This is a genomic window from Jannaschia sp. Os4 (genome assembly GCF_016820245.1).
GTDB lineage: Bacteria > Pseudomonadota > Alphaproteobacteria > Rhodobacterales > Rhodobacteraceae > Jannaschia.
The window spans coordinates 681,788-701,518 of record NZ_JAFCAR010000003.1 but is presented as its reverse complement, the minus strand read 5'-3'; the positions used below and the strand labels follow the sequence as shown (position 1 = coordinate 701,518).

General features: G+C 76.0%; 21 protein-coding genes. 10 read left to right on the top strand and 11 right to left on the bottom strand.

All coding sequences use genetic code 11. The annotated features are described in order from the left end of the window. Nucleotides 1–47 precede the first annotated feature (47 nt). Nucleotides 48–863, bottom strand: a complete 816-nt coding sequence (locus JQC91_RS18250; RefSeq protein ID WP_343069935.1) for a hypothetical protein — start codon at nt 861–863, stop codon at nt 48–50. Between JQC91_RS18250 and JQC91_RS18245 the strand changes: the two genes are divergently transcribed. Further along, nucleotides 771–1,469, top strand: coding sequence for an endonuclease/exonuclease/phosphatase family protein (locus JQC91_RS18245; RefSeq protein ID WP_343069934.1), 699 nt, complete (start codon nt 771–773; stop codon nt 1,467–1,469). The two genes, JQC91_RS18250 and JQC91_RS18245, sit on opposite strands and share 93 nt — an antisense overlap. On the opposite strand, the gene JQC91_RS08475 is transcribed toward JQC91_RS18245, so the two are convergent. Both JQC91_RS08475 and JQC91_RS08470 read right to left on the bottom strand, forming a co-directional pair. Then, on the bottom strand, nt 1,394–2,230 hold the full coding sequence (locus JQC91_RS08475) for a universal stress protein (protein WP_203286364.1): 837 nt from the start codon (nt 2,228–2,230) through the stop codon (nt 1,394–1,396). The genes JQC91_RS18245 and JQC91_RS08475 overlap by 76 nt on opposite strands. A 68-nt stretch (nt 2,231–2,298) precedes the next feature. Beyond that, nucleotides 2,299–2,694 (bottom strand): DUF3775 domain-containing protein, encoded by a 396-nt coding sequence (locus JQC91_RS08470; protein WP_203286363.1) that lies wholly within the window; start codon nt 2,692–2,694, stop codon nt 2,299–2,301. A gap of 327 nt (nt 2,695–3,021) precedes the next feature. On the opposite strand from JQC91_RS08470, the gene JQC91_RS18240 reads away from it, so the two are divergent. The 4 genes from JQC91_RS18240 to JQC91_RS08450 are packed head-to-tail and all read left to right on the top strand — an operon-like array spanning nt 3,022 to nt 7,107. Continuing rightward, nucleotides 3,022–3,864 carry a universal stress protein gene (locus JQC91_RS18240; protein WP_203286362.1) on the top strand — a complete coding sequence of 281 codons (843 nt, stop codon included), beginning with the start codon at nt 3,022–3,024 and terminating at the stop codon, nt 3,862–3,864. A 9-nt stretch (nt 3,865–3,873) separates the two neighbouring features. Further along, the gene (locus tag JQC91_RS08460; protein WP_203286361.1) at nt 3,874–4,911 is read left to right on the top strand and encodes an ABC transporter permease; all 1,038 of its coding nucleotides are present in this window, start codon (nt 3,874–3,876) and stop codon (nt 4,909–4,911) included. Then, nucleotides 4,908–5,666 carry an ATP-binding cassette domain-containing protein gene (locus JQC91_RS08455; RefSeq protein WP_203286360.1) on the top strand — a complete coding sequence of 253 codons (759 nt, stop codon included), beginning with the start codon at nt 4,908–4,910 and terminating at the stop codon, nt 5,664–5,666. Before JQC91_RS08460 ends, JQC91_RS08455 begins: the two co-directional genes overlap by 4 nt. Nucleotide 5,667: 1 nt before the next feature. Further along, on the top strand, nt 5,668–7,107 hold the full coding sequence (locus tag JQC91_RS08450) for an MlaD family protein (protein WP_203286359.1): 1,440 nt from the start codon (nt 5,668–5,670) through the stop codon (nt 7,105–7,107). On the opposite strand, the gene JQC91_RS08445 is transcribed toward JQC91_RS08450, so the two are convergent. Then, on the bottom strand, nt 7,104–7,298 hold the full coding sequence (locus tag JQC91_RS08445) for a DUF2892 domain-containing protein (RefSeq protein WP_203286358.1): 195 nt from the start codon (nt 7,296–7,298) through the stop codon (nt 7,104–7,106). The genes JQC91_RS08450 and JQC91_RS08445 overlap by 4 nt on opposite strands. 99 nt (nt 7,299–7,397) lie before the next feature. Then, nucleotides 7,398–7,862, bottom strand: coding sequence for a hypothetical protein (locus tag JQC91_RS08440; RefSeq protein ID WP_203286357.1), 465 nt, complete (start codon nt 7,860–7,862; stop codon nt 7,398–7,400). Nucleotides 7,863–8,038: 176 nt separating this feature from the next. Here JQC91_RS08440 and JQC91_RS08435 point away from each other — a divergent pair, with 176 nt between their 5' ends. Next, nucleotides 8,039–10,720 (top strand): HAD-IC family P-type ATPase, encoded by a 2,682-nt coding sequence (locus tag JQC91_RS08435; protein ID WP_203286356.1) that lies wholly within the window; start codon nt 8,039–8,041, stop codon nt 10,718–10,720. Here JQC91_RS08435 and JQC91_RS08430 read toward each other — a convergent pair. From JQC91_RS08430 to JQC91_RS08420, 3 genes are all read right to left on the bottom strand, one after another. Next, on the bottom strand, nt 10,717–12,123 hold the full coding sequence (locus JQC91_RS08430; protein ID WP_203286355.1) for an amidohydrolase family protein: 1,407 nt from the start codon (nt 12,121–12,123) through the stop codon (nt 10,717–10,719). The genes JQC91_RS08435 and JQC91_RS08430 overlap by 4 nt on opposite strands. A 65-nt stretch (nt 12,124–12,188) precedes the next feature. After that, nucleotides 12,189–13,028 carry a DUF6544 family protein gene (locus JQC91_RS08425; protein WP_203286354.1) on the bottom strand — a complete coding sequence of 280 codons (840 nt, stop codon included), beginning with the start codon at nt 13,026–13,028 and terminating at the stop codon, nt 12,189–12,191. 59 nt (nt 13,029–13,087) lie between these two features. After that, the gene (locus JQC91_RS08420; RefSeq protein ID WP_203286353.1) at nt 13,088–13,768 is read right to left on the bottom strand and encodes a VIT1/CCC1 transporter family protein; all 681 of its coding nucleotides are present in this window, start codon (nt 13,766–13,768) and stop codon (nt 13,088–13,090) included. 140 nt (nt 13,769–13,908) lie between these two features. Between JQC91_RS08420 and JQC91_RS08415 the strand changes: the two genes are divergently transcribed. From JQC91_RS08415 to sulP, 4 genes are all read left to right on the top strand, one after another. Then, complete coding sequence (locus tag JQC91_RS08415; protein WP_203286352.1) at nt 13,909–14,580, top strand: Crp/Fnr family transcriptional regulator; 672 nt, start codon at nt 13,909–13,911, stop codon at nt 14,578–14,580. Between the two features lie 208 nt (nt 14,581–14,788). After that, the gene (locus tag JQC91_RS08410; RefSeq protein ID WP_203286351.1) at nt 14,789–15,667 is read left to right on the top strand and encodes an MBL fold metallo-hydrolase; all 879 of its coding nucleotides are present in this window, start codon (nt 14,789–14,791) and stop codon (nt 15,665–15,667) included. Beyond that, nucleotides 15,657–16,091: a TIGR01244 family sulfur transferase gene (locus tag JQC91_RS08405; protein WP_203286350.1), complete on the top strand. Its 435-nt coding sequence runs from the start codon at nt 15,657–15,659 to the stop codon at nt 16,089–16,091. The genes JQC91_RS08410 and JQC91_RS08405 overlap by 11 nt, the downstream gene beginning before the upstream one ends. Nucleotides 16,092–16,096: 5 nt before the next feature. Further along, nucleotides 16,097–17,833 (top strand): sulfate permease, encoded by a 1,737-nt coding sequence (gene sulP / locus JQC91_RS08400; RefSeq protein WP_203286479.1) that lies wholly within the window; start codon nt 16,097–16,099, stop codon nt 17,831–17,833. 24 nt (nt 17,834–17,857) lie between these two features. Here sulP and JQC91_RS08395 read toward each other — a convergent pair whose 3' ends face one another. The 3 genes from JQC91_RS08395 to JQC91_RS08385 all read right to left on the bottom strand — a co-directional run bounded on the left by JQC91_RS08395 (nt 17,858) and on the right by JQC91_RS08385 (nt 19,723). After that, nucleotides 17,858–18,868: a YeeE/YedE family protein gene (locus JQC91_RS08395; RefSeq protein WP_203286349.1), complete on the bottom strand. Its 1,011-nt coding sequence runs from the start codon at nt 18,866–18,868 to the stop codon at nt 17,858–17,860. A gap of 67 nt (nt 18,869–18,935) precedes the next feature. After that, entirely contained in the window at nt 18,936–19,229 is a 294-nt protein-coding gene (locus tag JQC91_RS08390; protein WP_238941452.1) for a metalloregulator ArsR/SmtB family transcription factor, read from the bottom strand. A gap of 143 nt (nt 19,230–19,372) precedes the next feature. Further along, on the bottom strand, nt 19,373–19,723 hold the full coding sequence (locus JQC91_RS08385; protein WP_343069932.1) for a hypothetical protein: 351 nt from the start codon (nt 19,721–19,723) through the stop codon (nt 19,373–19,375). Between the last annotated feature and the right edge of the window lie 8 nt (nt 19,724–19,731).

Sequence of the window (19,731 nt, the reverse complement as noted above, 5' to 3'; positions counted from 1 at the left end):
CGGCGTCCCCTATTGAGCGCGATCAAGGACATGCGCGCGGCGGCGCGTCACCGACGGCGGAAGCGCCGGGCGTTCAGCCGGACGAACTGCACGATCAGCCACGTCGCGGGATGGCGTCCCCGGCCGCGCAGGTAGCCCCAGCCCGCCGCCGCCCCGAGGGCCGCCCCCGCAAGGTTCACGGCGAGGTCGCCCATCGTGTCCGGCAGGCCGGACTTCTGCATCGAGAGGCCGAACCCGTGATCCATCGCGTACTCGAACAGCTCCCACGCCGTGCCCGCCGTGACCGCGAGGCAGGCGGCGATGGCGGCGAGAGCCCAAGGCGGCGCGGCGTAGCGGTCCCCCTCGAAGAGCATGAGGACGAACAGGAACCCCGCGAGGCCCAGCCCCGTGGCCGAGGCCCCGTGGAGGGCGAGGTCCCACCACCAGACGCGCTCGTAGGCGTCGAAGGCCTCGCCCGCGACGAGCGACAGGGCGAGGAAGGCGGCGAAGGCCAGCACGAAGGGCAGCGGCAGGACGATCCGCAACCGGCTCGCGAGGGCGACGGGAGCGGCGGACAGCGCGGCTGCGAGGGCCGCGACCGCCGCCAGCTCGTCCCGGCGCAGCCCCGCGGCGACGGCGGCGAGGAGGACGAAGGCCGCGACCGTCCCGGCGATGACCCGGCGGCGGAGGACGGGGCGCAGGACGGGGCGCGGCCCGCCGGGCTGCTCCGGGTCGCCTCCTACAACATCCGCAAGGCCGTCGGCCTCGATTGGCGGCGCGACCCCGCCCGCATCCTCCGGGTCCTCGGCGGCCTCGGCGCCCATGTCGTCGCTCTGCAGGAGGCCGACCTCCGGCTCGGGGACCGCCCCGCCGCCCTGCCCCACGCCCTCTTGGAGCGGGCGGGCTGGCGCGTCGTCCCCGCGGGCACGGGCGGCAGCCTCGGGCGGCACGGCAACGCCGTCCTGCTCGCGCCGGGCGTGGACGTCGTCGGTTGGGAGGGGATCGACCTGCCGGGGCTGGAGCTGCGGGGCGCGGTCCTCGCCCATCTGCGCGCGGGCGGGCGCGACCTCGCCGTCGCCGCCACCCATCTCGGGCTGCGCCGCCGGGACCGGCGTGCGCAGGCCACCGCCCTGATGCGTCGAATGGAGGGAAGCGGGGCCGTCCTCGTCGCGGGGGACCTCAACGAATGGTCGGCGCGCCGGGGGCTGGAGCCGCTCGACGAGGGGCTGGACCTCGTCTCGCCGGGCCGGTCCTTCCATGCGGCCCGCCCGATCGCCGCGCTGGACCGGATCGGGCTGGGCGGCGGCCTCGCGCTGCGCGGCGGCGGCGTCGGGCGGTCGCCGGAGGCGCGGCGCGCCTCCGACCACCTGCCCGTCTGGGTGGACCTCGACTGGCCCCCGCGGACCGGCCCCGGTCACGTCGAGAACAGGACCGGCACCTCGCTCTCGCGCATCAGCGCGCCGGTCGTCGCGCCCACGAAGAAGTCGTAGGTCCGCGAATGCCCGAAGGCGCCCGCCGCGATCAGGTCGGCGCCTACCTCTGGGGCCTCGCGCATGAGGACGTCCGCCACGCCGTCGCCGTGGCGGGCGCGGTGGGTCATGGTCACGCCGTGGCCGTGCCGGCTGAGCGCGCTGCTGAGCTCCGTCATCGCGGCGTCCCGCAACTCGTCGCGCTCGTCGCCCACGTGGACCACGTGGACGTCGCAGCCGGGCCGGAGCAGCGGCAGCATGTCGAAGGCCGCGCGCGCGGACTCGCGCGTCGCCGCATGGGCGAGGACCACCCGCTTGCCGATCCCGTCCCCCAAGCCCCCCGGCGGGACCAGCAGCACGGGGCGCCCGCCCTCGCGAACCACGCGCCCGAAGGCGTGCCGCTGGTTCGGCCGGTCCACGACCGAGTCCGGACGTGCCATCAGGACGAGGTCCGCCGCCCGCGCGCTCTCGATCATCCGCTCGGAGGCGTCCGCCGCGCCGGAATGGACCTCGCGCCACTCGCCGGTGACGGCGGCCCGGCGGACCGCCTCGTCGAAGACCTTGCGGATCGCCGCGCCCTCGGCCTTCTGGGCCTCGTTGAACAGCTCGAAGGTCGGGCCGGGGACGTACATGCCGATCCCCGGATAGACGATCACCGCCTCCAGCGTGTGGAGGCCGGTCAGATGGGCCCCGAAGCGGTCCGCCAGCGCCGTGCCGGCGGCGGCGAGGGTCGCTCCCCCGGACTGGTCCAGCATGCAGGCGAGAAGGGTCTTGATGGTCATGGCTCGGCCCTCGTCATCGGTTGCCCCGTGAGGGTGGACCCGCGTGCGGATCCGGGCCTTGACCCCCGTCAATAGGCGCCATCCGCCACGAGGTGGTCGTGACCCAACTCCTCCAGCCCGGCGGCGATCAGGTCCGCCGCCTCCGGCTGGCCCAGCACGTAGTCGGCGGTGGGGCCGACGTCGCGCTCGGCGGCCAGTGCCACGGCCTCGGGCCACTCGCCCTCCGCGAAGTCGCCCCGTCCCGTCCATAGGAGCGCGACCAGTTCGTGCCGGTGGTCGGCGTCGAGCGCGTCGATCTCGGCGCGCAGCTCCGCCTCGCGCAGGTCGCCGGGGCCGGTCTCGAACAGGGCCATCGCCTCCGCCTCGCCGCCGCGGGCGCCGGTCCGTCCGGCGCGGGCGCCCCGCGCACGGAGCTGGTCGATGAGCATCCTCAGGAAAGGGGCGGGGATCTCGAGTTCGGTCATGGTCGGGCCTCCGGGCCGGGACCCCGCATGTCCACGCCCCGCGCGGGGTCCGCGCGCGGGACGAGGGCGGCCGAGGCCGCGTCGGCGAAGGCGCCCGCGCCAAGGGAGGCGAGGGCGAGGTTCGCGGTCCGTCCCGGCACCGGGACGAAGGTCGGGTGCGCCGCTGCGACGGCGGCCGCCGCGCGCGGGACGGGAAGGCCCTCGGAACCCTCCGACCGCGGGGCGCCCCCCCATCGCACATGCGCGCCGCGTCCGCGTTGACGCCCGTCAAACGCCCCGCGCGGTGCGGACCCTATCGGTGGGACGACATCCGCGGAGGATCCCGTCGTGACCCCTAAGACCATCCTCGCCTGCCTCACCGACGAGGGCGGCGCCGCCGCCGTCTGCGAGGCCGCCGCCGCGCTGGCCAGGACCGCGGACGCCCATCTGACGGGGCTGCACGCGACGGAGGGGCTCATCCACTACCCGAGCTTCCGCGTGGAGTTGCCGAAATCGGTCTATCGGAAGATCGAGGCCGAGCAGACCGATGCGGCCGGGCGGCTGGAGGCGGCCTTCCGCGCGGCGACCGGCGACCTCGGGCCGCGCGCCGAGTGGCGGCTGCTCTCGGCGATGGGGGAGCAGTCGGCGGACCGCTATGTCGACGCGGCGCGCACCTCCGACCTCGTGGTCATGGGCGCGGCCGAGGACGCGCGCGACGAATATCAGCGCCGCTTCGTGCAGGAGGAGGTGATCCGCCACGGCGGGCGTCCCGTGCTGGTCGTGCCGGAGGGCGCGCGGATGGGCGCGGTCGGACGGGCAGTGGTCGGCTGGCGCGACACGGCGCAGGCGGCGCGCGTGCTGCACGACCTGCGCCGCCTCCTCGCCCCCGGCGCGGCGGTGCAGCTCGTGGCCTATGGCCCCGTCGCCCCGCCCGGACGCATCGCCCGCCCCGACGAGCCGATGGAGGACGTGGCCGCCGCCCTGTCCCGCCACGGCCATGCGGTTGAGATCGCGCGCCATGACGACGTGCCCTCTGTCGCCGCCGCCCTGGAGGAGGCGGCGCACGACTTCGACGCGGACCTCCTTGCGGTCGGGGCCTACGGCCATTCGCGCGCCTACGACCTGCTGCTCGGCGCGGTGTCGCGTGACCTGCTGCGGCAGACGCGCATGCCCGTGCTGTTCTCCCGGTGAGGCCGGCCGATGCCCCCACCCCGCCTGCGCGACCTAATCGGGGACGACGTGCTGACGCTGGATCGGATCGACGCCCTGCGGGACGCGCTGGGGCCGGAGGCGGGGCCGCTGGACCTTTCCGGCCTCGTGCGTGTGGACATGGCGGGGGCGTGGTTCCTCGCCACGCTGGGGCCCGCGCGGCTGACCGGCGCGGCGCCGGGGGTGGCGGCGCTGATCGACCTCGCCGCGGAGGCGATGCCGCCGCCCGCCCCGCCCGCGCCCCGGCGCCCCGCCCTGCCGGACCTGCGCGACGCGTGGCGCCGCGCGGTGGCGGGCCTCGCCTTCTTCGGGCGCGTGCTGGTGCTGGCCGCCACGCTTCCGCGCCATCCGCAGGCGCTGCGCCTTACCTCCACCGTCCACCACCTGCGCGAGACGGGGCTCAGCGCGATCCCCATCGTGGCGCTGATGGCCTTCCTGATCGGCGTGGTCCTCGCCTTCCAAGGCGCGGCGCAACTGCGCCAGTTCGGGGCGCAGGTCTTCGTGGTGGACCTGATCGCCATCTCCGTGCTGCGCGAACTGGGCGTCCTGCTGACGGCGATCATCGTCGCGGGCCGGTCGGGCGCGGCCTTCACCGCCGCGATCGGGTCCATGAAAATGCGCGAGGAGGTGGACGCGCTGCGCACGCTGGGCCTCGACCCGGTCGCCGTCCTCGCCCTGCCCCGCATCCTCGCCCTCGTCCTCGCGCTGCCGCTCCTGACGGTGGCGGCGGACGTGGCGGGCCTCGTGGGGGGCGCGGCGATGGCTTGGGCGGAGCTGGGCGTCACGCCCGGCGTCTTCGCCGCGCGGATGGAGGCGTCGATCGGCGTGGGGCACTACCTCGTGGGGCTGGTCAAGGCGCCCGCCTTCGCGCTGATCGTGGGGCTGACGGGCTGCTGGTTCGGGCTGCAGGTCGGCTCGGACGCCGAGAGCCTCGGGCGCATGACCTCGCGCGCCGTGGTGGTGGCGATCTTCCTCGTGATCGTGGCGGACGCGGCCTTCTCGATCCTCTTCGCGGTGCTGGGCGTATGAGCGTCCTGTCCATCGACGGCCTCGTGACCGGCTTCGGCGACCGTACGGTCCACGAGAACCTGTCGCTGGAGATGCGGCGCGGCGAGATCCTCGGCGTGGTCGGCGGCTCGGGGACGGGCAAGTCGGTGCTGATGCGCGCCGTCATCGGCCTCGTCGCGCCGCGCGCGGGGCGGATCGACCTGCTGGGGACGCGGATGGATGCCGCGTCCGAGGCGGAGCGCCGTGCCGCGCTGCGGCGAACCGGGATCATGTTCCAGGACGGCGCGCTCTTCTCCTCCCTGACGCTGCGCCAGAACGTCGAGGCCCCCATGCGCGAGCGCCTCCCCCATCTCGACCCGCGCACCAGCTCGGGCGCGGCCGAGCTGAAGCTCGCGCTCGCCGGGCTGCCGCCCGAGGCGGCGGACCTGCGCCCCTCGGAGATCTCGGGCGGGATGCGCAAGCGCGCGGGGCTCGCCCGCGCGCTCGCATTGGACCCTGAGCTCGTGTTCCTCGACGAGCCGACGGCGGGGCTGGACCCGATCGGGGCGTCGGCCTTCGACCGGCTGATCCTCGACCTGCGGGCGGCGCTCGACCTGTCGGTGTTCTTCGTGACCCACGACCTCGACAGCCTCGCGGCGATCTGCGACCGCGTCGCGGTGCTGGCCGACAAGCGCGTCGTCGCCGTGGGCACCGTGCCGGAGCTGCGCGCCATCGGGCACCCGTGGATCGAGCGCTACTTCGGGGGGCCGCGCGGGCGCGCGGCCTTCGGCGCCTGAGATGGAGCGCAGCGCCCCCTACGCCCTGATCGCCGCCTTCGTGCTCGCGGGCCTCGCCTTGGGCGCGGCGCTGCTGGTCTGGCTGACGGACTACGACCCCGGGCGTCGCACCGCGCGCTACGCGGTCGTGTTCCCCGACGTGTCCGGCCTCGGGACCGCGTCGGAGGTGCGCTACAACGGCCTGCCGGTGGGCGAGGTGGCGACGATGGCGCTGGACCCCGCGGGCACGGGGCTTATCCGCGTGGAGATCGACGTGCTGGAGGAGGTGCCGCTGCGGACGGACGCGGTGGCGCGCCTGTCGACGCAGGGCGTGACCGGCGTGGCGGTGGTGGCGCTCGAGGGAGGCGACCCCCGCGCCCCGCCGCTGCCCGAGGGGCCGGACGGCGTGCCGGTGCTGACGGCGGCGCGCGGGGCGGTGGAGACCTTGGCCGACGAGGCCCCGGCGCTCTTGGAGGAGGCGCGCGCGCTGGTGGGCGACCTGCGCGCCTTCGCGACGCCCGCGAACGCCGAGCGGGTGGCGCGGGTGCTGGCCGATCTGGAGCGGGCGGCGGAGCGGTTGGGCGAGGTGGGGGCGCTGGCCGCTGACCTCGGCGGGATCGGGCGCGATCTCGCACCCGCGTTGCAGGGATTGCCCGATGCGGTGGCGGAGGTCGAGGCGGCTGCGGCGGAGGCCGGGGCCTTGGCGACATCGCTTCGCAGCACGACCGAGGCGACCCTCCCCGCCCTCGCGGCGCGGGCGGAGGACACGCTGCTCGAGGTGTCCGCCGCCGCCGCGCGGGGCCACGCCGCGCTGGACGGTGCGGAGGACGCGATCGCGGCGGTGGCGGCGGCGGGCCGCACGGTCGCCGACGCTGCGCCGGCCGTGGCCGCCGCGCGGGAGGTCGTGGCCGTCCTGCGCGCCGACCTGCCCTCCGCCCTCTCCGACCTGCGCGGCGCGGCGGGCGTCGTCGAGGATCTCGCCGCCACGCGCTTGCCCGAACTCGCCGACCGCGGCGCCGCGGCCCTCGACGCGGTCGCGGGCGCGGGGGAGGCGGCGCGGGCGACGCTGGACCAAGGCGGCCCGGCCGTGGACGCCGTCGCGGCGGCGGCGCGCTCCGTGGGGACGGCCTCGGACGCGGTGGCCGGCGTCGCGGCGGAGGTGGCGCCCGCCGCCGCGGCCTTGGGCGCGGCGGGCACGCAACTGGCGGGCTCGGTGGAGGAGGTGGCCGCCCAGGCCGCCCCCCTCGCCGGGGAGGCCGCCGCGCTCTTGGGCGAGGCGCGCGCGGCCGCGCGGGCGGCGGGCGCCGCGATCGGGCGGGCCGACGCGGCCATCGACCGCGCGGACCGGACCCTGCCCAACCTCGACCGCGCGCTGCGCGACATGGCCGAGGCCGCCGAGGCCGCGCGCCGCCTCGCCCAGAGGATCGCGCGCGACCCGTCGGTCCTGCTGCTCGGGCGCTAGCGCGTGTCGATCCCGAACGGCTTGTAGAGCAGGCAGCGCGCCGCCGTGCCCGTGGCGAGGAGCACGATGCCCGCGCAGATCGCCAGCACCGCCCACGGGCCGCCCTCCATCGCGAAGCCCCCCGCGTAGATCAGCGCGACCCCCAGCAGGATCCGGACCCAGCGGTCGATCCTTCCAACGTTCGCATCCATGGTCGTCTCCTTCTCGAAAGGCCCCTCCGTAGGGGCGGTCGGGCGGCGGCGCGGCATCCCGGCGGCCTGCCCGGAGCCCGAGGTCTCGACCGCCCGCGCTCAGAGGGGGGTCGCGTGACGCTCGCCCTCCGGGGCGGGCGGCGGCGGGACCGGCTGGCCCAGCGCGCAACGCATGCCGTAGCCCACGAGCCGCATCCACTCGTCGGCATAGTCCTCCGAGAGCCCCGCCACGTAGGCGCGGCGGGCCTCGAGGAGATCGGCCGGCGTCCGGCATCTCTGGAACGCCGCCTGCGCCTCCAAGGCGCGGTGCATGCGCCGGGCGCCGAAGCGGGCCATCTCGGCCTGCATCTGGGCTAGCGAGTCCAGCGTCGTGCCCATGCCCTCCGCGACGGGACGATGCCGCCATCCGGCCGAGGCCGGGGCCACCGCGCTGTCGGGCACCGGCCATGCCGCCGCGCGAAACCAGTCCAGCATGCTCGGCAGGCCGTCCTTCGCGTCGGCCCCGTGGGCCGTCTCTCCGGCTCGGTCGCCGGCTTGGGCGTCGGTCGTCGTCTTCTTGGCCATGTCATGTCCTCCAAGACCGCACCGAACCCTGCGCCGATCTCCGCGGGGTCCGCCTTGACGTCCGTCAAGCGCGCCGCGCGGCGGCCACTTGCGCCGGGTCAAGGCGGCGGCGCGGCGCCCGTGGCTGGGTGCGCCGGATGGCCCGCGACGAGCGGACCGCGACGGAGGGACCGGCGATGCTCGACGATCGGCAGACGGATCCGGCGGCGGCCGCCGGGACGCCCCCGGTCCACGCCCTGCCCCCGGCCGCGGTGCTGGACCGCCTCGACGCGCGGGCCGGGGGCCTGACGTCGGTCGAGGCGGAACCCCGCCTCGCGCGTCACGGGCCGAACGCCGTCGCGCGGACCCGCGGGCGGTCTTGGGTCGCCCGTCTGGCGGCGCAGTTCCACCATGCCCTGATCTACGTGCTCCTCGGCGCGGCGGCGGTGACGCTCGCCATCGGCCACCTCGTCGATGCGGGGGTGATCGTCGCCGTCGTGCTGGCCAACGCCGTCATCGGTCTCGTACAGGAGGGGAGGGCCGAGCGCGCGATGGCCTCGATCCGCGCCCTCCTCGCGCCCCGCGCCGCCGTGCTGCGCGATGGTAGGCGCACGGATCTCGACGCCGCCGCCATCGTCCCCGGCGACGTCGTCCTGCTGGAGGCGGGCGACCGCGTCCCCGCCGATCTGCGCCTGCTGGATGCCCACGGCCTGACCGTGCAGGAGGCGCTGCTGACCGGCGAGTCCGTCCCCGCCGACAAGTCGGTCGCCCCCGCCGCCGCCGACGCGCCCTTGGGCGACCGCTGCAGCATGGCCCATGCCGGCACGCTGGTGGCGGCCGGACAGGGGCGCGGCGTGGTGGTCGCCACGGGGGCCGCGACCGAGTTGGGGCGGATCGGCGCGATGCTGGCAGGCGTCGAGGCGATGCGCACGCCGCTCCTGCGCCAGATGGATCGCTTCTCACGGCGCCTGACGGCGGTGATCCTTGGGCTCGCGGCGGCGCTCATGGCGTTCGGCCTGTGGGTGCGGGGCTACCCGGCCGATGAGCTGCTGATGGCCGTGGTGGGCCTCTCGGTCGCCGCCATCCCCGAGGGCCTGCCGGCGGTGCTGACGATCACGCTGGCCATCGGCGTGCAGGCGATGGCGCGGCGGAACGCCATCGTGCGCCGCCTGCCGGCGATCGAGACGCTCGGCTCCGTGTCGGTCATCTGCACCGACAAGACCGGCACCCTGACCCGCAACGAGATGGTGGCCGCCGCCGTCCGCGTCCCCGGCCATGCCTACGAGGTGGAGGGTGAGGGCTACCGCCCCGAGGGCGCGCTGCGCGAGGACGGGCGCGCCTTGGACGCCGCCGGGCGCGCGCCGCTCGCCGCCCTCGCGCGGGTCGCGGCGCGGTGCAACGACGCCGAGTTGCGGCAGGTCGACGGCACGTGGGAGACGGCGGGCGACCCGATGGAGGGCGCGCTGCTCGCGCTCGCCGCGAAGGCGCTGGGCGGGATCGACCGCATCCGGGGCGGCGGGACGCGCGTGGCGGCGATCCCCTTCGACGCGGCGCACCGCTACATGGCCGTGCTGGAGCGCGAGGGCGCGTGCGCGGAGATCCTCGTGAAGGGCGCGCCGGAGGCGGTGCTGACGCTCTGCCGCGACGCGGGGCCGGGCTGGGACCGCGCGGCCGAGGACCTCGCCGCGCGGGGCCTGCGGGTGCTGGCCTTCGCGCGGGCCGACGCGGCGGCGGACGCGGCGACCCTCGCCCCGGAGGACGTGGAGGGGACGCTCACGTTCCTCGGGCTCGTCGGGCTGATCGACCCGCCCTCCCCGGCCGCCGTCGCGGCGGTGGCGGAGTGCCGGGCGGCGGGCATCGACGTCAAGATGATCACGGGCGATCACGCGGGCACCGCCGCCGCCATCGGCCGGCAGGTCGGCCTCGCCCGGCCCGACGCGGTGGTCACCGGCGCCGAGATCGACGCGATGGACGATGCCGCGATGGCCCGCGCCGTGCGCGGGGCGGACGTGTTCGCGCGGACCTCGCCGGCGCACAAGCTGCGCCTCGTCGCCGCACTGCAGCATGAAGGGCTCGTCGTCGCCATGACCGGCGACGGCGTCAACGACGCGCCCGCGCTCAAGCGGGCGGACGCGGGCGTGGCGATGGGGCGCAAGGGCTCGGACGCGGCCAAGGAGGCGGCCGACATCGTGCTGGCCGACGACGACTTCGCCTCCATCGCCGCCGCCGTCCGCGAGGGGCGGACGGTCTACGACAACCTGCGCAAGGTGATCGCGTGGCTTCTGCCCACCTCGGGGGGCGAGGCGCTGGTCGTGACGGCGGCCCTGCTGGCGGGGACGGCGCTGCCGATCACGCCGGTCCAGATCCTGTGGATCAACCTCGTGACGGCGGTGACGCTGGGCCTCGCCCTCGCGTTCGAGCCGACCGAGGCGGGCACCATGCGCCGCCCGCCCCGTCCCCGCGACGCCCCGATCCTCGACCGCACGCTCGTCTGGCACGTCGTGCTGGTCTCCCTGCTGATGCTCGCGGGGATCGCGGCGGTGTTCGCGTGGTCGCAGGCGCGTGGAGACTCGATGGCGCTGTCGCGCACGCTGGCAATGAACGCGCTGGTCGTCATGGAGATCTTCCAGCTCTTCTACGTCCGCAACGCGCACGGCACCTCGCTGACGTGGCGCATGGTCCGGGGCACCCCGGTGGTCTGGGCCTGCGTCGCGGGCGTGACGGCGGCGCAGGTGGCGGCGACCTACCTGCCGCCCGTGCAGGCGGTGCTGGGGACCGTGCCGGTCGCGCCCGCCGACGGCGCGGTGCTGGTGGGCCTCGGGGCGGCGCTCTTCCTCGTGCTGGAGGTCGAGAAGCAGGTTCGCCTGCGGCTGCGCTAGGGCCGCCCCTCCAGCCCGGCGCGCATCCGGTTCAGCGCCGGACGGTCGAGCAGTTGTCCGCGCAGCACCACCGCCCGCACGTCGCGCACCGCGCCGATGTCCGACAGCGGGTCGCCGCCCAGCAGCACGAGGTCCGCCCGCCGCCCCGGCGCGATGCGCCCATCCTGGTCCGCCAGCCCGAGGAAGCGCGGCGCCGCCGCGGTGGCCGCGAAGAGGGCTTGGCGGGGCGTCATGCCCGCCGCCACGTAGCGCGCCAGCTCGTCGGGCAGCGAGGCGCCGTGGAAGATCCACGGGTTGGCGAACGAGGCGTCCGTCCCCGCGAGGATCGGGACGCCCGCCTCGACCGCGAGCGCGAAGGTCCGCCGGTCCAGCGCGATCGCGGCGTCGGCCGAGGCGCGCAAGTCGTCGGTCATTGCCTCCAGCCGGAAGTCGGGCTCCTCCCATGCGGCGCGCACCGCCGCGGGCAGCGTCCGCATCCGGGGCGCGTCGGGCAGCGGGCGGCGCCCGAGGTAGAAGTCGGCCACCACGAAGGTGGGCGTCACGTGCATCCCCGCCGCCGCCATGTCGGCCAGCAGCGCACGGCAGCGCGCCGCGTCCCACGTGGCCCGCACGGGCGCGTCCTGCCGGGCCATCGCGGCGAGCAGGGCAGGCATGGGATCGTCGGAGGCCAGCGCCGCGCGGGCATCGGCCACGGTCGCCGCCTCGGCGGTCGCACAGCCGCGCGTGACCCGGCCCCAATGCGCGACGCCCGCCTGCCCGGCCGCGAGCGCGTCGCGGATCGTCACCGTCTCGGGAACGTGGCCCACCAGCGGGAGGTCGTGTGCGTCGGCCGCTTCGGCCAAGGCTCGGTAGGTCGCGGGGGCGAGCATCGAGTAGGCCTTCACCGCCGTCCAGCCCTCGGCGGCGATGCGGTCCACGGCGGCCCGCGCCTCGACCGGCGTGGCGGCGAGGAACATGCCCGGCCACGAGCCCGGCGGCGCGTCGACCCATGCGCCCGACACCACGAGGCGGGGCCCCGCGCGGGTGCCGTCCTCCAGGTCCGCCGCGAGGGCCAGCTGATCCTCGACCGGCCAGAGCGCGCCCATGTCGCGGATGCCGGTGACGCCGTGCAGGACGTGCAGGGGCAGCGCGACGTCCGGCTCGTCCGGGGAGCTGAAGACGTGGACATGCGCGTCCCACAGGCCGGGGATCAGCCAGAGGCCCTCCGCGTCGAACGGCTCCGCGCCTTCGGCGGGGAGCCCGGGGCCGACGGCCGCGATGGTCCCGTCCTCGACGCGGACGTCGAGGCGCGCGGCGGTGCCGGCCTCCACGTCCACCACGCGCGCCCCGCGTATCAGCAGGTCGGCCGCGGCGGGCGAGGAGAGCGCGAGGAGCGTCGCGGCGGCGAGGGACGGAAGTCTCATGGGGCAGCTCCGGTCGGGGGAGCCCCGATCGTCCATCGCCGCGTCCGCCGCCGCCTTGACGGGCCTCAATCCGGAGGAAAGCGCAGCGCGGTCACGTCCGCGACGAAGAACGTGAAGTGCTCCGGCGTCCCGAACATGTTCGCCGCCTCCACGTGGGTGGGCACCGTGACGCCGCCGAAGGTCCGAAAGGCCGACAGGGTCGCGCCGAAGGGCTGATGCCGCCAGACGCGCTCGGGGTTCGCGTCGGTCCAGCGCCGGAAGGTCACCCTCCGGGGCCGCCCCGCGGCGGAGAGGGCGAGGTCGACCGACTGCGACAGGGCGCCCGCGCGCATCGTGACTCGGGCGACGTCCGGGGCGGGCGCGCTCCACTCGACGCTCGGGCCGGGCAGGACGGCGGCGGGGGTCCAGATCGCGGCCTCCGCCACCATCCGCCCGAAAGCGGCGCGCGCGTGGTCCGCGTCGCCACCGCGACGGGCCACCGGCACGACGCCGCCCATCCAGAACCGGGTCCACGTGGCCGAGTCCGAGCCCGACAGGACGTAGGGCCCGCCGCGTGCGCGCATGGCCCAGACGAAGCCGTGCGGCGCGGCGTGGGTCTGGGTGGCGCGCATCGCGAGGATCTTCGGCGCGGCCCCGTCGCCCATCGCGAAGGTGCCCGCCATCTCGATCTCCGCGACGGGCCGCAGTGGCGTGCCCGGCGCGATCGCGGCGCGGAGGAACCGCCGCGCGGGCTCGGGGAGGCCGTCGACCATGGCGGGGTCGAAGCGCGACGGCAGGCGCGGCTGGCGCGCGCGCAGGCGCGCGGCCTCGGCGCGGTCGGCGCGGCGGTCCGATGCGCGCCACGCGAGGAGCGCGCCGCCCCCCGCGAGGGCGAGGGAGGCGAGGAGAGGGACGGCCCGTCGCATCCGGTCCTCCCCCGGTCGGCGATCGCCGGGGGCGCGGGGCCCCGGCGCCTTGCGCGCGGTCAATGTCCCCATAACCGGGCGACCCCGTGGGCGATGCCCGCCGCGGCCCCTCCGATCAGCAGGGTCTCGGCGGCAGAGGACCACGCGCGGCGGGGGGACCACCGGCTTCGGAGCGCCCCGATGGCGAGGAAGGTCGCGGCGGTCGCGGCGGCGGAGACCGCGAAGGGGCGCCCCGTCCCGAGGGCGAACGGCACGAGCGGCAGCATCCCGCAGGCGACGAAGGCCGCGAAGACGGCCGCCGCGTCGCGCAGGGGCGCGGTCGCCTGCGGCGCGCCCGCCCCGTCCACGAGGAGGCCGATCCACGCCGCGCGGCTACGCGCGACGGCCTCCGTCGCGGCGGCGAGCGGCTCGCCCGAGAGGCCTCGCGCGGCGAGCGTCTCGGCCAAGCGGGCGCGGGCCGCCGCGGGTCGGTCGTCCACGAGGTCGGCGCAGCGGGCGCGCCGCCGCGCGCCGTCCTCCGCCGCGGCCTTGCCGCCCACGTAGACGCCCGCGGCCATCGAGAACCCGTCCGCGACCACGTTCGCCGTCCCCAGCGCGAGCACGGCCGCCACCGGCAGCCCCGCGCCGGCCACGCCCGCGACGATGGCGAAGGTGGTGACGGTGCCGTCGATGGCGCCCAGCACCGCCTCGCGGAGGTGCGGCGCGGCGGAGGAGGGGCGGTCGGGATCGGTTCGGGCCATCCCCCCGGGCCTAGGCCCACGTCCCGCCCGAAGGTTTGACCGCGGTCAACGCCGCCGCGGCGGGGCGCGCGGGCGCCCTTCGCGTTGACGCCCCGGCGGGACGCGCCGATCGTGACGCATGCCGCCGCAGGAGCGCCTCGATGCCCCAATGGACCGACCGCTTCCCCGGCCTCGCGGGGCTGGACGCCGCGACCCGCGACCGCTTGGTGTCCGACGCCCGGGTGCGCCGCCACCCGGCGGGCACCGTCCTGTTCGGGCCGGGGCGCCCGCCCGAGGACCTGCTGCTGCTGCTCGACGGGCGGCTGCGGGTGCAGCAGGCGACGGAGGGCGGGCGCGAGATCGTCCTCTACCGGGTGCACGCGGGCGAGAGTTGCGTGCTCACGACGGCCTGCCTGCTGGCCTACGAGGACAACGCCGCCGAAGCGGTGGCCGAGACGGACGTGGAGGCCGTGGCGATCCCCCAGGCCGCGTTCGACGCGGCGATGGGCGCCTCGCCCGCCTTCCGCCGCTTCGTGCTGGAGGCCTACTCGCAGCGGCTCACGGACCTGTTCCTCACCGTGGAGGAGATCGCCTTCGGGCGGATGGACGCCCGGCTGGCCGCCAAGCTCCTCGAGCTGTCCGACGACGCGGGCGGCCCGCGGCTGCGCGCGACCCACGCCACGCTCGCCACCGAGCTGGGCACCGCGCGCGAGGTGGTCTCGCGGCAGATGGCGGAGTTCGCCCGGCGCGGGTGGGTGGAGCAGCGGCGCGGCGCGGTGGACCTGCTCGACGCGGACGCGATGCGCGCCTTCGCCGCTCGGAACCCGGTCTGACCGATCGCGCGCGAAGGTGACGAAGTCACCGATCCGGACGACGGGATGCGCTAGGATCGCGGCAGAATCGGAGGAAGCGCCGCATGGCCGATCGACCCCGCCCCGATGCCAGACGGGGCGCCCAGTGACATAGACCGCGTCCGCTTCCTCGCCGCACGGGGCGGCGGCCCGCTGACCGCATGACCGCATGACCGCAAGGAGACCCCCCATGACGCCGTCCATCGACATGACCGTCCACCCGATCGTCGAAGGGTTCTTCGACGAGGCGACGAACACCATCAGCTACATCGTCCGCGATCCCGGCTCGGACGCATGCGCGGTCGTGGATTCGGTGATGGACATCGACTACGCCGCCGGGCGCATCACCCACGACCACGCCGACGCGCTGATCGCCCGCGTGCGGGAACTGGGCTGCAGGCTGGAGTGGATCATCGAGACCCATGTCCATGCCGACCACCTATCCGCGGCGCCCTACATCCAAGGCGCGCTCGGCGGGCGGATCGGGATCGGGGCGGGCATCGTCGCGGTGCAGGAGACCTTCGGCAAGGTCTTCAACGAGGGCACCGAGTTCCAGCGTGACGGCTCGCAGTTCGACCGGCTGTTCGAGGACGGGGACACCTACGAGATCGGGACGATGACGGCGGTGGCGCTGCACACGCCGGGCCACACGCCCGCCTGCATGACCCACGTGGTGGGCGACGCGGCCTTCGTAGGCGACACGCTGTTCATGCCCGACGGGGGCTCGGCGCGCGCCGACTTCCCCGGCGGCGACGCGGGCCAGCTCTACGATTCAATCCAGCGCATCCTCGCACTGCCCGGCGAGATGCGGCTGTTCATGTGCCACGACTACGGGCCGGGCGGGCGCGATATCGCGTGGGAGACGACCGTGGCCGAGGAGCGGGCGCACAACATCCACGTGGCGGGCCGGACCCGCGCCGAGTTCGTCGAGATGCGCCAGGCGCGCGACGCCACGCTCAAGGTGCCCTCGCTCATCATCCCGTCGCTGCAGGTGAACATGCGCGCGGGCGAGGTGCCGACGGACCAGCACGGCAACCCGATGATGAAGGTGCCGGTCAATGGGCTCTGATCCGCAGGGGGTGGCCGCCGCGCGGCTGGACGACCACGTCTCCGTCGGCGCCCAGATCGCGCCCGCCGACGTGGCCGCACTTGCGCGGATGGGGTTCCGCGCGATCCTCTCGAACCGGCCCGACGGCGAGGCGCCGGACCAGCCGCCCTTCGCCGAGATCGCCGCGGCGGCGCGCAAGCACGGCATGGAGGCCGTCCACCAGCCCGTGACGAGCCCCGTGACCGAGGCCGATGCCGACGCCTTCGCCGCCGAGCTGGCGCGCCTTCCGGGCCCGGTCTTCGCGCATTGCCGGTCTGGCACGCGCTCGGCCACGCTCTGGGCGCTGTCCCAGCGCGGCACCCGCCCCGCCGACGAGATCGTGGCAGGCGCGCGAGCGGCGGGCTACGACCTGTCGGGGCTCGCGGACCGGCTCGACAGGGCGTGACGCCCGTGTCCCGCGCCGCGCGCCTCCTGCCCGTGCTCGACTGGGGACGGCGCTACGACCGCGCCACGCTGGCGCAGGATCTCGTGGCCGCCGCCGTGGTGACGATCATGCTCGTGCCGCAGTCGCTGGCCTACGCGCTGATCGCCGGGATGCCGCCCGAGGCGGGCATCTATGCGTCGATCGTCCCGATCCTGCTCTACGCCCTGTTCGGCACCTCGCGCAGCCTCGCCGTCGGGCCGGTGGCGGTGGTGTCGCTGCTCACCGCCTCGGCGGTGGGCGAGGTCGCCGCCCAAGGCACGGCGGGCTACGCCACCGCCGCCCTGACGCTGGCGGCCCTGTCGGGGGCGATGCTGCTGGCGATGGGGCTGCTGCGGATGGGCGCACTGGCGGACCTGCTGAGCCACCCGGTGATCGCGGGCTTCGTCACCGCGTCTGCGGTGCTGATCGCGGCGGGGCAGATGGGCCACCTGCTGGGCATCGGCGGAGGCGGCCATGCCCTGCCCGACATCCTCGCGTCCCTCGCCTCGGGGCTGGAACGCGCCAACGGCCCCACCCTGCTGCTGGGTGGGACGGCGACGGCCTTCCTGTGGTGGGTGCGCGGAGGGCTGGCCCCGCTGCTGGTGCGCGCGGGACTGCGGCCCGCGGCGGCCGCCCTGCTCGCGCGGACCGGGCCGGTGCTGGCGGTCGCGGCGACCACGCTGGCGGCATGGGGGCTGGACCTGCCCGCGCGCGGCGTCGCGGTGGTGGGCGACGTGCCGCGCGGCCTGCCGCCCTTCACCCTGCCCTCGGCGGCGCCGGACCTCGTGGCCGCGCTGCTGCTTCCCGCCGCGCTGATCGCGCTGATCGGCTTCGTCGAGTCGGTCTCGGTCGCACGCACGCTGGCCGCCAAGCGGGGCGAGCGGATCGATCCGGACCAAGAACTGATCGGCCTCGGCGCGGCCAACCTCGGGGCCTCCTTGTCGGGGGGCTTCCCGGTGACGGGGGGCTTCGCCCGTTCGGTGGTCAACCACGACGCCGGCGCGGCCACGCCCGCCGCGGGCGCCTTCACGGCGCTGGCGCTCGCGGGGGCGGGGATGACCCTGACGCCGCTGCTGTTCTTCCTGCCCAAGGCCACGCTGGCCGCGACCATCGTGGTGGCGGTGCTGTCGCTGATCGACCTGTCCGTCCTGCGGCGGACGTGGGCCTACGCCAAGGGCGACTTCGCCGCCGTGGCCGCGACCATCGCGGCGACCCTGATGCTGGGGGTCGAGATCGGGGTGGCCACCGGCGTGGCGCTGTCGCTCGCGCTGCTGCTGGCGCGCACGGCCCGGCCCCACGTGGCCGAGGTGGGCCGCGTGCCGGGGACCGAGCATTTCCGCAACGTGCTCCGTCGCGCGGTCGAGACCGACCCCCGCGTCCTGACCCTGCGGGTGGACGAGAGCCTGACCTTCGCCAACGCCCGGATGCTGGAGGATCTGGTGCTGGCCCGGATGGCCGAGCGACCCGGCCTGCGCGACGTCGTGCTGATGCTGTCGGCGGTGAACGCGATCGACTTCTCGGCGCTGGAGACCTTGGAGGCGCTGAACCGGAGGGTGGCGGAGGCGGGCCTGCGTCTGCACCTCAGCGAGGTGAAGGGGCCGGTGATGGACCGGCTGCGGCGCGGGCACCTGCTGCGCGACCTGTCGGGCGGGGTGTTCCTGAGCCAGCACGACGCGGCGAGGACCCTGTCCGCCCCGGAGCCGCCCACCCTTCGGCGCGCATGACGGAGCCCGGGCCTGCGCGTTGCCTCAGGGGACGGCGTATCCCCCGACCAGCTGCCGCAGGCCGACCCACGCCCCGGCCACGATCGCGCCGAGCGTGACCGGCGCGGACCATGCGAGGACCGAGAACGCGGTGAGGCCCTGCCCCACGCTGCAGCCCATCGCCACGACCGCGCCGACGCCCATCAGGACCGCGCCGCCCATCTGGCGGCGCAGCTCGCGCGGATCCTCGCAGGCCTCCCAGCGGAAATGGCCCTTGATCAGGCTGCCCGCGAAGGCGCCGACGAGGACGCCCGCCACGGAGCCGACGGCGAAGCCCGCCTCGCGGCCCGTGGAGGACATCAGCCACGTCAGCGTCTCGCCCAAGGGGGCGGCGAAGGTGTGGGAGGCGGGCGTGGTCGCCGCGAAGCCCTCGTGCGCGACCCATGCGGTGCCCGCCCAGCCCGTCACGATGCCCGCGGCCACGAGCGTCCCCCAGCCCAGCACGCGCAGCCGCGCGCCGCCCAGCAACGCGGTCGCGGCCAAGGCGAGGCCGAGCCCGAGGCCCAGCGCCGGCGCGGCGAGGCCTTGGGGGGACGCGCCCGCGCCCGCGGCGAAGAGGGTCACGCGCAGCGGCGCGAGGGGCCCCGCGATGGTGGCGTAGGCCGCGACCCCCATGACCAGGACGATCACCAGCGAGCGCAGGTCTCCGCCGCCCACCCGCGCCAAGGCGCCGAAGCCGCAGTTGCCGGCCAGCGCCATGCCGTAGCCGAAGGCGAGGCCCCCGGCGACGGAGGCGAGCGGCATCCACGCGGTCGTGAGGTAGAAGACCTTGCCCGGCGCGAGGACGCCGCCGAGCATCAGGCCCTGCGTGCCCGCCACCGACAGGCCCAGCGCGGCGAGCCACATGCGGGCCCGCGTGCCGTCGCGGCCGTAGAACAGATCCTCGAGCGCGCCCAGCGTGCAGAAGCGCCCGAGCCGCGCGGCGAGGCCCAAGGCCACGCCACCGACGAGGCCCACGATCACGAGCGCGGTCCCCTCCCCCAGCCATTCCAGCATGACGCTCCTCCCAAAGCGGCCGTTCGGCGCAGGATGGGACCTAGGGCGCGGTCCGCGCAAGGGGGTGTCAGGTGCGGGCGCAGTAGAGTTGGTAGACCAGCTCCATCACCTGCCGGGCGCGGCTGTCGGTCAGGGAGTAGAAGATCGCCTTGCCCTCGCGGCGGGGCTGGACCAGCCCCTCGTGGCGCAGGCGCGCGAGCTGCTGGCTCACGGCCGCTTGGCGCGACGACAGCAGGCGCTCCAGTTCGGTCACGGACTTCTCACCGGTGGCGAGGTGGCACAGGATCATCAGCCGCCCCTCGTGGCCCAGCGCCTTGAGGAGCGTCGCGGCCTCGGTGGCGCTGGCGGCCATCCGGTCCATGTCCTCCGCGGTCGCGTCGGGCGTGAGTGTCGGCAGGCTGGTCAGGATCTCGATCCTCGGGTGCGCGCCGGGGCGAGTCCCGGCGGGACGGGACATAGCGCCCCCCACCCCCCCTTCCAAGCCGCCGCCCGGACGCCCCCCGATCATCCGTCGCCGTCCCGCGCGTCGGTGACAAGGCGCTCGGCCATCGGCCAGAAGAACTGGGGGTCGTAGCCCTCGACCCGCCCGATTTCGGCCCCGTCGCGCACGAGGACGAAGGTCGGCGTGAAGACGAGCGTGCTGGCGAACGCCACGTCGTCCGGCAAGGCCGTGATGTCGACGCGGCGGAGCGGCGCGGCGCGGCCCACCTCCGTGTTGGGCCAGCCCGGCGCGGCCTCGGCGTCCCAGCGCTGGCAGTAGATGCAGCCCGCCTGCTCGACCATGACCATTGTCAGGTCCTGCGCGGCGGCAGGGGCCGCGAGGGCCAGTGTGGCGGCGAGGAGGATGGGGCGCACGGGCGGGT